At 68.0% G+C, this 13,236-nt stretch carries 6 protein-coding genes; 2 read left to right on the top strand and 4 right to left on the bottom strand.

Translation table 11 applies throughout. The features are described 5' to 3' along the window. Positions 1-3,585, bottom strand: a complete 3,585-nt coding sequence (locus ACZ5PO_RS28330; protein WP_464185509.1) for a hypothetical protein — start codon at positions 3,583-3,585, stop codon at positions 1-3. A 183-nt stretch (positions 3,586-3,768) separates the two neighbouring features. Between ACZ5PO_RS28330 and ACZ5PO_RS28325 the strand changes: the two genes are divergently transcribed. Further along, positions 3,769-4,233, top strand: coding sequence for a peroxiredoxin (locus ACZ5PO_RS28325; protein WP_464197078.1), 465 nt, complete (start codon positions 3,769-3,771; stop codon positions 4,231-4,233). A gap of 128 nt (positions 4,234-4,361) precedes the next feature. Here ACZ5PO_RS28325 and prfB read toward each other — a convergent pair. The 3 genes from prfB to ACZ5PO_RS28310 all read right to left on the bottom strand — a co-directional run bounded on the left by prfB (position 4,362) and on the right by ACZ5PO_RS28310 (position 9,501). Continuing rightward, positions 4,362-5,490 (bottom strand): peptide chain release factor 2 gene (gene prfB / locus ACZ5PO_RS28320; RefSeq protein WP_464185507.1). Its coding sequence is split into 2 segments (ribosomal slippage): positions 4,362-5,420 and positions 5,422-5,490, totalling 1,128 coding nucleotides; the frame shifts between segments, so codons are not numbered across the junction. Positions 5,491-5,657: 167 nt separating this feature from the next. After that, positions 5,658-8,084, bottom strand: coding sequence for a penicillin-binding protein 1A (locus tag ACZ5PO_RS28315; RefSeq protein WP_464185505.1), 2,427 nt, complete (start codon positions 8,082-8,084; stop codon positions 5,658-5,660). A 157-nt stretch (positions 8,085-8,241) separates the two neighbouring features. Beyond that, the gene (locus ACZ5PO_RS28310) at positions 8,242-9,501 is read right to left on the bottom strand and encodes an N-acetylmuramoyl-L-alanine amidase (RefSeq protein ID WP_464185503.1); all 1,260 of its coding nucleotides are present in this window, start codon (positions 9,499-9,501) and stop codon (positions 8,242-8,244) included. Positions 9,502-10,123: 622 nt separating this feature from the next. Here ACZ5PO_RS28310 and ACZ5PO_RS28305 point away from each other — a divergent pair. Then, positions 10,124-13,168 carry an Rne/Rng family ribonuclease gene (locus tag ACZ5PO_RS28305; protein ID WP_464185502.1) on the top strand — a complete coding sequence of 1,015 codons (3,045 nt, stop codon included), beginning with the start codon at positions 10,124-10,126 and terminating at the stop codon, positions 13,166-13,168. Positions 13,169-13,236: the final 68 nt, after the last annotated feature.

Below are 13,236 nucleotides of genomic sequence, written 5' to 3'. Positions count from 1 at the left end.
TCAGCGGTCGCCCAAGCTCTGCGCCGGAGGGCTCTGTTGCCGGATCGAGCCGTCCGGCGTGAACACCTCCAGGAACTTTCTGAAGATTCCCGGCGCGACGGCCGTGAGCGGGTTGACGGTGAGCGTCGGGCCGCTCGCCGGGCCGGTGATGCGGAAGCTCACGGCGAACACGCCCTCGTTGCTGCCGCCGCCCAGGATCGGCCCGACCAACGGTATGCGCGAGAACACGTTGTTCAGCGCATAGGCAGGAATGAATGTGCCGATCAGATCGGCCCTGTCGCGGCCGAAGTCGACCGACCCATCCAGCTTGATGCCGACCTGCGGGCCCCAGATGATGCCGTCGCGCAGATCGATCAGCGCCGCCGTCCGCGTGAAGCTCGCGCGCAGGCCAGTGAACGCCACGTCGTCGGCATCGATCCGCGCCGCGTCGCTGGGCTGCGCCGATACGATGCGGCGGAGCGCCGGCTCGTTGCGCAGCGCGAAATCACCGATGGCGACCGTGCCGCTCTGGCGACCGTCGCCGAGCGCCACCTGCAGGCTCAGCGTGCCGCCGGTCATGCGCTTGTAGAGATCGGCATAGCGCAGCAAGGCGCCGGCATCCCGGGTCTGCACCACCAGCGCGCCGGTGCCTTTGTCGCGGGGCGCCAACTGCACCGAGGCCGGGGATTTTCCAAAGCGCCCGTTCAGGTTGAGCTGCCGCACATCATGCCCGCGCTTGGAGAGCTTTAGGGTCGCGTTGGTGAGCGACTCGCCGTTGAAGCCCGCCAAGATGGGTGAGCTCAGGTCCAGCTCGATGTCCTCGCTGCCCTTGCTGTCCCTGGCTGTGGCTCGCGCGGCATTCCCGGCGCCCGTCTCACCGCCGAAGAGCTGCTTGAGGAAGGGCCGCGCATCGATCACGGTGCCGCGAACCGTCACCTTGAGGACTTGACCCGAGCGATCCACGTCGACGCGCATGTCATCCGCAGGCGACAGCTTGAACGAGGACAGCTTGGCCCGCTCAACGCCGTTGTCGCGGTTGATCTCGATCGAACCTCTGGCGCTGACGCCGCCGGCGTCGAAGGTGAAGTCGTCCAGAATGTGCGAATCGCCTGGTCCGTCCTCGAGCTGGAACGTCACCCGGCCGGGCTTGCCGACGGGCTTCGACCAGCCCGGCAGCATATTGTCGAGCTTCACCTTGGTGAAGTCGAGATCGACGCGCGCGCCGCGGCCTTCCGTTCGGGTCAGCGGCGCGACGACCTTGGCGCCGATCGGGCCGGTGATCTGCCGCCCCATGGACAGACCGAGCTTGGTCCGCGCCGCTTCGTCCAGGGTGGTCGTAATGGTCGCTTCACCCACGACGCCCTGCTGCAGCGGCTGGCGGACGTCGATGTCGACCGGCAGCCCTGCGAGCTGGCCATCGCCGCGCATCGCGAAGGCGCTCCGGTCGAGCACGACGGTGAAGTTGCCTCCCTCCAGCCTGTCCTTGCCGATCACCCGCTCCACGGTGAGGCCGGTGACCGTCCCCGTCGCCGTGGCCTGGACCTGCTGGAGCGGGATGACCTTGGCCACGGGGACCGTCAGGGCGACCTTGATGTCGGCGCTGCCGCGGATCGTGCTGGGATCGACCTGCACCTGGGCCATGCCGGATTCGGTGCACAGGCCGATGATCGCATCGAGGCTGCCGGTCAACCTGACGCTGGCGTTGGCGAGCGGCATCGGCTTGGCCGTATCGGCGATCGTTATGGTGCCTGAGGGCAGCGCAACCGGGCGGCCGCGCGCCGGCACCAGCTCCGCATTGCGGATGTCGACCTTGGCGGTGCGGGCGGTAACCGTCGCGCTCGCCGCCCCGCGAATCATCGGCAGCTTGTCGCCGAGGCTGTATTCGGCGGCCGACAGGACGATTTCCGTCTGCACCGCTCGCTCCGGCAAGGGCCGTCGGGCGCGCGCTTCGATGATATCGGTGTCGGTCATGTCGACGGCGACGCTGAACCGGTCCACCATTGCGGCACGCAGGTTGTCGGTCATGAAATCGCGGACCGGGCGCGCCGCGAACGCCGGCCAGATGGCGAAGGCCGCCCTGATGTCGGTGTGCTCGCCGGAGATGGCCACGCGCACGCCACGGCTGGCGGCCTCGGTCCCCAGTTCGCCGGAGATGAGCGCATGGCCCCTCTCCGCCAACACCTCGCCCTTCTCCAGCAGCACCCCGCCCCCGGGGGCGCCCGAGGCCTGAAGCGTCACTTTCTGCAGCTTGACCGGCTCATCGCGCGGCGTCGGCGCCGCGGCGAACGCATCGGTCGATTCTAGCCTGAGCCGCCAGGGCACAGGAGCCTCGGCCGACTCCAGCCGGCCGGACGCCTCGACGTGGGAGCCGTCCCAAGTTGCGTAGAGACGATTGATGAGGATCGCCGAGGTCGCCGGATCGTAGGACGTAGCAAGCCTGACCTCGTCCATGGTGAACTCGGGCATGTCGGGGTCGTCGGTGTGGATGACGGCGCGGCTGCCGTTCATCGTCACGTCGAAGGCGGCGAGCAGGCCCGCCGTATCGACGGCCGCCCGTACGGTGCCGGTCAGCGGCATGTCGGTGGTAACCGCCTTCTTCTCGGCGCCCAGCACCAGCAGGTCCGACACGGGGACGTTGCTGAAGGTGAGCGAGGCGATACGGGCCGCCCCGGCGCGGCCGGCGACGGTGCCGTCCAGCAGCCAGCGGCCCGAGCTGCCGGTCAGTCCGAACTTGAAATTGCGCAGGCTGTCCTTGGGCTTGTCGAAGCTGAGCGACGCTTCGCCGAACTGGTAGCGGACCCGGCCGTCCGGACCGAGCAGCGTGAGGCGGGCGTCCTCGATGCTGGCCCGGTCGAGGCCGCCGAAGACGCCCTCGCTTGCGGTCAGGAGATCGACCGCGGATGCGGCAGCCCGCGCGATCGCCCGGGTGAGCCCGACGGGGGCGGCCGGCACGCCGGCTTCCCCGCTCGGGACCTCCGTCCCGGCGCTGTCCGGCGGCGCTTGCAGCGTGTCGCTGTCGGCACCGACCCGGAATGCCAAGGTGCCGTCGGCCGTCATCGCCAGCCGCAGGTCCAGTCCGATGAAGGACACCGAGCGGGGCACGAACCGTCCGAACACCAGCCCCCAGGGGTCGACCGACACGGTGGCGCTCGGCGCCTTGAGCGCGCGGTGGCCCTCCGGGTTGCGGATCTCGACGTTCTCGACCCGCAGCGCCGGATTGAGACCGGCGTGCTCGATCGCCGCCGTTCCCACCGTGACCTTCCACGACGGTCCGAGCCGCTGCGCCATGGCCTCCGCGACGCGGCCTGACAGGCCCTCCAGGACGACGGGGCCCATCAACATGCGAATCGCCAAGCCGCTGACCAGCAGCAGCGCGATGCCGACGACGGCCGCCGCGAAGTACGTCGCCGCCCGCAGCCTCCGCCGCCGCCGGTGGCGCCGCACAGGCCCGGTCGACAGATGGTGCGGACTGCCCTCGGCGACCTCGTGGCCGCCGACGTGCGCGTCGGCCGGCTCGCCGTGGCACAGGGGCCCGCCACCGCCGTGCACCGAGGCCACGGCAGCATGAAGGGGCGCATAGACGCCCTTGAAGACCTTGCGGCGCAACCGCAGGCGCGCCCGAGGCAGGCGAGTGGCGACCATTTACCCAGTTATGCGGCGTGCGGGATGCACGCTAATCAAAACGTGCCTTTTCCCGCCGAGCATCTTGCTGCTTGCTGGCGTGCAGATGCGACAAGCTGTGAGATGGCGGCGTTTGAGCACGGACAATCCGACGAAAGGAAGGCGACCATGTCGCTGACGGCTGGCCAGCAGGCTCCCGATTTCGACCTTCCGACCGATGGCGGTGGCACGATCAGGCTGTCAGGCCTGAAGGGCCGCAAGGTCGCAGTCTACTTCTATCCAAAGGACGACACCAGCGGCTGCACCCAAGAAGCGATGGCTTTCAATCGTTTGCGAGCTGATTTCGAGAAAGCCGAGACGGTCATCGTCGGCGTGTCGCCCGACAGCGCCCGCAGCCACGACAAGTTCAAGGCCAAGTACGAGCTCGGCTTCGCGCTGGGCGCCGACGAGACCAAGGACGTCGTCACGGCCTATGGCGTGTGGGTCGAGAAGAGCATGTACGGCCGCAAGTTCATGGGCGTGGAGCGATCGACGTTCCTGATCGATCGCGACGGCAAGATCGCTCGCGTCTGGCGCAAGGTGAAGGTGCCGGGCCACGCCGAGGATGTGCTCGCAGCGGCCGAAGGCCTTTGACGGCCGCCGTCGCGGCGAAAGCACCCCGCGATCGGGCGACTTCACCCAATCGCGAAGGATGTGCTTCAACTCTTTGAATCTAGAGCGCTTCTTTCCGACCGGGTGGTTCCACCCGGTCGGATAGCGCTCTAGTCGATGTCCTCCACCTCGACATCGCCGCCGTAGACCCGATGGGCCAAGGCCGCCTCGAGGAACGGATCGAGGTCGCCGTCCAGCACGTCCTGCGGGCTTGTCGACTGCACGCCGGTGCGCAGGTCCTTCACCAGCTGGTAGGGCTGCAGCACGTAGGAGCGGAGCTGGTGGCCCCAGCCGATATCGGTCTTCGAGGCCGCCTCCGCGTTGGCCTTCTCCTCCCGCTTCTGCAGCTCGAGCTCGTAGAGGCGGGCGCGCAGCATGTTCCAGGCGGTGGCCCGGTTCTTGTGCTGTGACCGCTCCTGCTGACAGGCGACCACGATTCCGGTCGGCAGGTGCGTGATGCGTACCGCCGAATCGGTGGTGTTGACGTGCTGGCCGCCTGCCCCGGACGACCGGAAGGTGTCGATCCGGCAATCGGACTCCTTCACGTCGATCTGGATCCGGTCATCGACGACCGGGTAGACCCAGGCCGACGCAAAGCTCGTGTGACGTCGCGCATTGGAATCGAACGGCGAGATCCGCACCAGACGGTGCACGCCCGATTCCGTCTTGAGCCAGCCGTAGGCGTTGTGGCCCTTGATCAGCAGCGTGGCGCCCTTAATCCCCGCCTCTTCGCCCGCCGAATACTCCATCACCTCGACCTTGAAGCCCTTGCGCTCCGCCCAGCGCGTGTACATGCGCATAAGCATCTGGGCCCAGTCCTGGCTCTCGGTGCCGCCGGCCCCCGAATGGACTTCGAGATAGGTGTCGTTCTGGTCCGCCTCGCCCGAGAGCAGCGTCTCGACCTGGCGACGGCCGGCCTCCGTGTTGATCGCGCGGATCGCCTCCTCGCCCTCGGCCACCACCCCTGCGTCACCCTCGGCCTCGCCGAGTTCGATCAGGTCGACGGAGTCGGTGAGATCCTGCTCCATGCGCCGGATGGCACCGACACGCTCCTCCAGGTCAGTGCGCTCGCGCATGACCTTCTGCGCCTCGTCCGCATTGTTCCAGAGGTCGGGGTTTTCGGAGAGAGCATTGAGCTCGGCGAGACGTTTCGTGGCAACGTCCCAGTCAAAGATGCCTCCTCAGCAGTCCAATGGACTGCTTGGCGGATTCGGCCAACGTATCGATCTCGGCGCGCATGGTCTGTTACGTTCTGACGTCCCTGGGTTGGTGGGGATAAGATGAGCGCTCGCGTACGATCTTTCCACGTGGGCGTGGGCTCGACCAGAACCGCAGGCCCACGCACAAGGAAAGGGGTCACGCTCGGAGGGGTGAACGGCCGCTCCGCCCCTGGCGACGGAGCAGCGCTAATATAGGCCGCCGGGCCCCGTCGCCTCGCGGCCGCGGGAGGCGCCGCCCGACGAGCGGCCCGCCTCGCTGCTGGCGACATACTCCGGCGGCGCCGTGCCCGGCTTGAAGGCCTCAAGGATGATCCCGCCGCCCGGAGCGCCGCTGCCGCCGGCGCGCAAGCCGGTCGAGGCAACGACTCGCACCAGCTTGATGCCCGGCGGCACCCGGAACGGGGTCGCCGGCTTGTCCTTCAGCGCCATCTTGAGGAAGTCGCGGACCACCGGTGCCGCCAGATGGCCGGCGGTCACCTGGCTGCCGAGCGACTTGGGCTGGTCGTAGCCGATGTAGATGCCCACGGCCAGGTCCGGGGTAAAGCCCACGAACCAGACGTCCTTGGCGTCGTTGGTGGTGCCGGTCTTGCCGGCGACGGGCTTGCCCACTTCCTTGAGCACGGTCGCCGTGCCGCGCTGCACCACGCCCTCCAGGATCGACACGACCTGGTAGGCGGTCAGCGGGTCGAGCACCTGCTCGCGATTGTCGATCAGCTTGGGCTCCTTCTGGTCGGCCCAACGCTCCGCGTCGCAGCCTTCGCAGACGCGCTCGTCATGCTTGTAGATGGTCTTGCCCCAGCGATCCTGGATCCTGTCGATCAGGGTCGGCTTGATGCGCTTGCCGCCGTTGACGAACATCGAGTAGGCGGCGGTCATGCGCATGACCGTGGTCTCGCCGGCGCCCAGCGCCATCGGCAGATACATCTGCAAATCGTCGTAGACGCCGAAGCGCTTGGCATACTCGACAATGAGCGGCATGCCGATGTCACGCGCCAGCCGCACGGTCATGACGTTCTTGGACCGTTCGACGCCGTAGCGCAGCGTGTGCGCGCCGGTGAACTTGCCGTCGTAGTTCTCCGGCCGCCATGGCGGCAGCCCCGGCCCCTGCTCGATCTCGATCGGCGAGTCGTACACCGTGCTGGAGGGCGTATAGCCGTTGTCGAGCGCGGTGCCGTAGACGATCGGCTTGAACGACGAGCCGGGCTGACGCTGGGCCTGGGTGGCGCGGTTGAACTCGCTCTGATCGAAGGAGAAGCCGCCGACCATGGCGAAGACGCGACCGGTGTTGGGGTCCATCACCACCATGGCGCCGGAGATCTCAGGGATCTGGCGGAGGCGGTAGTTGCCAGGCTTGCTGTCGATCGGCTCGGCATAGACCACGTCACCGGGCGACAGGACACGGATGCCTCTGCGCGTCCAGCGCACGCCATCGGCGTCGATGATACCGGTCTCGCGCTCGCGTGGCACCTGGCCGTAGCCGTCGCGGCGCGGTTGCAGGCCGATGCGGGCCGAGCGGTCGTTGGCCTCCAGCACGACGGCCAGCCGCCACGGCTGCACGTCCGTGTAAGACGGCAGGTCGGCCAGCGCCTTGCCCCAGTCGCGGCTCGCCAGCAGGTCCATCTTCTGCACGGTGCCGTGCCAGCCCCGCGCCTCGTCGTAGCGCACCAGGCCGTCGACGATCGCCTTGCGGGCCATCGCCTGCATCTTCGGATCGAGCGTCGTGCGCACCGACAGACCGCCGTCATAGAGCTTCTTCTCGCCGTAGCGCTCGGCGATCTCGCGCCGCACGTCCTCGGCGAAATAGCCGGCGGCAAAGGTGTTCGGCGACAGCGACCGCGGCGACACGCCGAGCGGCTGCTTCTTGGCCGTCTCGCCATCGGCACGCGTGATGTAGGCGTTCTCGACCATGCGGTCGATGACCCAATTGCGGCGGTCGGTGGCCGCCTCGCGGTGCCGGAAGGCGTTGTAGTTGTTCGGCGCCTTGGGCAGCGCGGCGAGGTAGGCGACCTCCGGGATGGTCAGCTCGTGCACCGACTTGCCGAAGTAGTTCAGGGCGGCGGCGGCGATGCCGTAATTGCCGGACCCGAGGTAGATCTCGTTCAGGTAGAGCTCGAGGATCTTGTCCTTGCTGAACGCCTTTTCGATGCGGAAGGCCGTCAGCGCCTCACGGATCTTGCGCTCGTAGCTGCGCTCGTTGCCGACGAGGAAGTTCTTCGCCACCTGCTGCGTGATGGTCGAGGCGCCCTGCTCGCGCTGACCGGAGCTCTTGCGGCCGAAGTTCTGGATGATCGCCCGCAGCGTGCCGAACGGGTCGACGCCGACGTGGGAATAGAAGTTCTTGTCTTCGGCCGACAGAAAAGCCGCAATCGCAAGCTTGGGCACGGCCTGAATCGGCAGGAACAGACGCCGCTCGCGCGCATATTCCGCGATCAGCGTGCCGTCGGCGGCATGCACGCGCGTCATCACCGGCGGTTCGTAATTCTGAAGCTGCGTATAGTCAGGCAAGTCCTTGGAGGCGTGCCAGACGAAATAGCCGAGCGCGAGCGAAGCAACGACCACAAGGCCGACCCCTGTCGCGAACACAAAGCCGAAAAACCGGAGAATCAACCGCATGCGACCAGAGCCCGCTCTCTTGCGATGAGATTACAGCGCGCAACAGTGCGCACGCGCGCCGCCCGAGCCTCAACGCATCGATCGGGCCCCAATAACACGGAACAGGGGGGCTCGACCAGTCGCAGGGACGCTAGGCGGATCAGCTTATGCCCGCGCTCTATGGAGAAACTGCGGCGCGGATCGGCGTGCTGCCACGGGCCGCGAAATACTGACCGACGGCGGCGGTCAGGGCCTTGGTGGTGTGGTCCCGCCACGCATCGGAGTTCATCAGATCGGCATCCTTGCTGCTCGACAGATAGCCGATCTCGATCAGCACCGATGGGATGTCCGGCGCCTTCAGCACCCGGAAGCCGGCGGAACGGTGCGGGTTGCGGTTGAGCTCGACGGTCGACCCGAGCTCGGTGACGAGGCGCTTGGCGAACTGTCCCGAGAACGCGCGGGTCTCGCGCATGGTCAGATCCTGGAGAATGTCGGCTACCGCCTCCGGCTCGTCGGGCGCGTCCACGCCGGCGATCTTGTCGGCTTCGTTCTCCTTGTCGGCGAGCTGGGCCGATTCCTCGTCCGTCGCGAACTTCGAGCCGGTGTAGACCGTGGCGCCCCTGACGTTCGGCCGCCTGTTCAGGATGTCGGCGTGGATCGAGATGAACAGCGCGGCCTTCTGCTCGCGCGCGATGTGGACGCGGTCCGGCAAGCTGACGAAGACGTCCTTGTCCCGCGTCAGGCCGACGCGGAAGCGGCCGGTGCCTTCCAGATGTTCCTTCAGCTTCAGGGCGAACGCGAAGACGATGTTCTTCTCGACGAGGCCGGCCGCGTTGACGGCGCCCGTGTCGACGCCGCCGTGTCCCGGGTCGATGATGATGAGCGGCTTCTGCGTGTCCGCCGGGGCGACCGGTTTCGGCGCCGCCGCGGCGGCCGCTGGAGGAAGGCCGTCGCCGATGTCGATCATCGGCTTCAGGGCCGCCTGGCGGTAGCGGGCTCGGTCGGTGCGGGCGAGTTCGACCTCGAGCTTGGTGAGCTCGCCCGGCCTGGAGACGCTCTGCGCGGAGACGACGAGCGCCGGCTCGCTCAGGTCGACGACAATGCGCGAGCGCCCGGGCGCGAACAGGCCGTAGCGGAACGACGTGACGATCCCCTCGCCTCGCCGGCCGGCTCCCTGCGGCAGCTGGAAGTTCACTTCGGGCAGGTCGATAATGACCCGATCCGGCCGCTCCAGCAGGAAAGCCTTGGCCTTGACCTCTCGCGAGAGGGTGAAGCTGAGCTTGGCGCCGCGCCCGTCGGCCGCCAGATCCACCGCTCCGGCCACCGCCGGGGCGACCCGCTGCGGGTCGGCGGCTGGGTCGCCCGGCTGCGCGTGCGCCGCCGGCACCCCGCATATCGCCGTGAGCCAAAGCGCGATGCACGGGGCGAGCCGTTTCATGGACGATCCGGGTCTGCGGAGGTGCACCATGGCCATCGTATAGGACATAGCGCCCACACGGTTAATGTCACATTAGGATCGTGCCTTTGTCGCCGCGGCCCGGCGTTGCCCTGACGCAACATTCGGCTTGCCAACCACGGCGCTGGCTATGTAATGAACACAGACCCGTTTCGACGTGGCGTGCGTCTGCCAGATCGGCGGACGGCGCCACCTTCCCGGAACGACGAGCGGGCAAGCACGGCATGTGCTTCTTTACGCTCGCCCGGTTGTTCGACGGCAGCGACGACGGATGTCGGCACGTCGGTGCGGGGTTGCGAGCTGCCGCTTTGCAGCACCTATCGTCCGCGCACGCCCCTGGCGGTGTCTCGGAATTCGCGAGGAACCCATTGGATGGGCGTTTACGCTGATCCGGCCCAGTTCGCCCCACACGCCGCTGACCGCGGTGCGACGGGTGCGAGCCGTGTCGACACTGCGCCCGTCCGGATGTCCCACTCCCCTAATCACCTGATGAGCGGCCCCGGAACCAACGGGTGCCTTCGTGGCGCAGCCAGACGTAATCCGCCGTCCGCCTCCGGCCGACGGCGCGTCCGCTGGACGTACGCCACGGACATGGAAGTTCAATATGCCCAACAAGATGCTTATCGACGCGTCCCACCCGGAAGAAACCCGGGTTGTCGTGGTACGCGGACAGAAGGTCGAGGAATTCGACTTCGAGTCGGCTAGTCGCCGCCAGCTTCGCGGCAACATCTATCTGGCCAAGGTCACGCGGGTCGAGCCTTCGCTGCAGGCCGCCTTCGTCGAGTACGGAGGCAACCGCCACGGTTTTCTGGCGTTCAGCGAAATTCACCCTGACTATTACCAGATCCCGATCGCCGATCGCCAGGCGCTGCTCGCCGAGCACGCCGAAGCGGCCGAACGCGAGGCGGAGCGGGATGACGAGCGCCCGTCGCGTCGCAAGCCGCGGCGCGAACGTGGCATGCGGGCACGGACGAGCGAATCGATCAGCGCCGATGCCCCGGTGGTGGTCGACGACGTTGCCCCGTCTGCCGAGGCCGAGGGGCCTGCCGACGCCCAAGGGCCTACCGACACCGAAGAGAATGTCGCCGTCGCCGTAGAGGGCGAGAGCGGAGAGCCCGTCGGCCATGCATCGCCCGCGTCGGCCCATGACGTGGAGGCGGAGCAGGGTTTGCCGACCGCCGTAGCCGAGGGCGAAGCCGAGCCGACCCACGAGCACACGGCGGAGCCGCACGGTATCGCCGATCAGATGGTCGCCGTCGCCGAGGAGACGGTGGCCGAGGAGACGGCCGCCAAGAGCCACGCTGCCGACGTCGTGGAGGCCGTGACCGAGACTGCGCCCGATTCGGTTGCGCCCGACGACACGACCGAGCCCGAGGCGGACGAGGCTGCGCCGACCGCTGTTGCGGCTGTCGGCGACGAAGCCGTGGAGACGGCAGACGAGGCGGCCACCCCGGTCGAGGCGCGGAGCGGCGGTGAGGACGACGAAGACGAGGACGACGACGAGGAGGAAGAGGAAGAGGAAGAGGTCGTCGAGCACGTCGGCGGCACCGACGCCATGGAGGAGGTGCCGGAGCGGCGCTTCCGTCCGAGCCGTCGCCAGTACAAGATCCAGGAGGTCATCAAGCGCCGGCAGATCCTGCTCGTCCAGGTGGTGAAGGAAGAGCGCGGCAACAAGGGCGCGGCGCTCACCACCTATCTGTCGCTCGCCGGCCGCTATTCCGTCCTGATGCCGAATACGGCGCGCGGCGGCGGCATCTCACGCAAGATCACCAACTCGGGCGACCGCAAGCGGCTCAAGGAGATCGCTCAGGAGCTGGAGGTGCCCGAAGGCATGGGCATCATCCTGCGGACGGCAGGCGCGGCGCGCACCAAGCCCGAGGTGAAGCGCGACTTCGAGTATCTGCTGCGGCTTTGGGAGAGCGTGCGGGAGCTCACCCTCAAGTCCACGGCGCCTGCGCTCGTCTACGAAGAGGGCTCGCTGATCAAGCGCGCCATCCGCGACCTCTACAACAAGGACATCGACGAGGTTCAGGTTTCCGGCGAGGACGCGTACCGCGAAGCCAAGAACTTCATGCGCATGCTCATGCCGAGCCATGCCAAGGTGGTGCAGCCCTATCGCGGCACCCAGCCGCTGTTCGCCCAGTACGGGGTCGAGCCGCAGCTTGACGCCATGTTCTCCAACCAGGTGACGCTGCGTTCGGGCGGCTACATCGTCATCAATCCGACGGAGGCCCTCGTCTCCATCGACGTGAACTCCGGGCGCTCCACCCGCGAGCACTCCATCGAAGACACGGCGCTGCGCACCAACCTCGAGGCGGCGGACGAAATCGCCCGTCAGCTTCGCTTGCGCGATCTCGCCGGCCTCATCGTGATCGACTTCATCGACATGGAGGAGAGCCGCAACAACCGCGCCGTCGAAAAGCGGATGAAGGAGTGCCTGAAGAACGATCGGGCGCGCATCCAGGTGGGCCGCATCTCGCCGTTCGGCCTGATGGAGATGTCGCGCCAGCGCATTCGCACCGGCGTCCTGGAGAGCTCGTCGGTCCCCTGCCCGCACTGCGGCGGCATCGGCTCCGTGCGCGCCGTTCCGTCGATCGCGCTGCATGTGCTGCGGCTGCTTGAGGACACGCTGATCCGCAGCAGCACCCATAATCTCGTCGTCCGCACACGCACCGAGGTGGCGCTCTACATCCTCAACCAGAAGCGCACGCATCTGCGCGACCTGGAGAACCGCTTCGGCGTCGAGGTCATGGTGCAGGCCGACGATCAGCTGACAGGCACCAGCCATTGCCAGCTGGAGCGCGGCGAGCCGGCGACCGGGGTCGTGCGGGCGCCGACGACCGGCATCCGGATCGACGCGCTGATGCCGCCGGAGGATTTCGTCGAGGACGCCGACCTCGATGCCGACGCCGAGGCCGAGGCCGAAGAGGAGGTCGAAGCCGAGAGCACGGACGAAAGCCGCCGCGAGGGTGACGAGAGCGAGGCCGAATCGTCCCGCCGCCGCCGTCGTCGCCGCCGTCGCCGGTCGACCCGCGGCGACGACGTCGCGGCGGACGATGCCGACGGCGAGGAGAGCAGCGCCCCCAGCGCCGAAGATGCGGAGACGGCTGAAACGCCCGAGACGGTCGAGGCTGAAGACGCGGCCGAAGACGGCGGCGACGAGCAGGCCCGCGACGAGGATGGCGAGGCGCGGGCCGGGCGCCGCCGCCGCCGCGGACGGCGCGGTGGCCGCCGCGAGCGAGAGAGCGAGACGGACGCCGAGGCCGAGACGCTCGTTGCCGAGAGCGAGACGCTTGTCGCCGAGGGTGAGACGCGTGTCGTCGAGGGCGAGCCGGCGGCTGCGGCCGTTGCCGAACCGGCGCTCGAAGACGTGCCAGCGCCGGATGTCGCCGGTGCGAGCCCAGCGGGCGATGAGGCCTCTGCCTACAATGGTTCGGCGGCGGCGCCGGAGCCGGTGCTGGAAGAGGCCGAGCCCGTCGCGGCTCACGCGGATACGGACACGCCGGCCGAGAGCGAGGGCGCCGCTGCCCCGCTCACCCCGCGTGCTCCCGAGCCGGAAACGATCGTGATCGAACAGCAGATCGATCCCAATCGGCCCCGGCGGAGCGGCTGGTGGTCGCGCGCCAAGACGGCGATCACCGGCGGCTGAGGCCGCACGCCTCACGGCCGGGGCTGGAGCATGTGCCGATCGGGTGCGATCATCCGATCGGAGATGCA

The sequence above is a fragment of the Chelatococcus sp. KU-N122 genome, from assembly GCF_055391085.1.
This window is presented reverse-complemented; position numbering and strand designations above follow the sequence as displayed.

Coding starts and splice junctions, on each gene's coding strand:
- ACZ5PO_RS28325 (WP_464197078.1), top strand. CDS start 3,769: ATGTCGCTGACGGCTGGCCAGCAGGCTCCCGATTTCGACCTTCCGACC.
- ACZ5PO_RS28305 (WP_464185502.1), top strand. CDS start 10,124: ATGCCCAACAAGATGCTTATCGACGCGTCCCACCCGGAAGAAACCCGG.
- ACZ5PO_RS28315 (WP_464185505.1), bottom strand. CDS start 8,084: ATGCGGTTGATTCTCCGGTTTTTCGGCTTTGTGTTCGCGACAGGGGTC.
- ACZ5PO_RS28310 (WP_464185503.1), bottom strand. CDS start 9,501: ATGAAACGGCTCGCCCCGTGCATCGCGCTTTGGCTCACGGCGATATGC.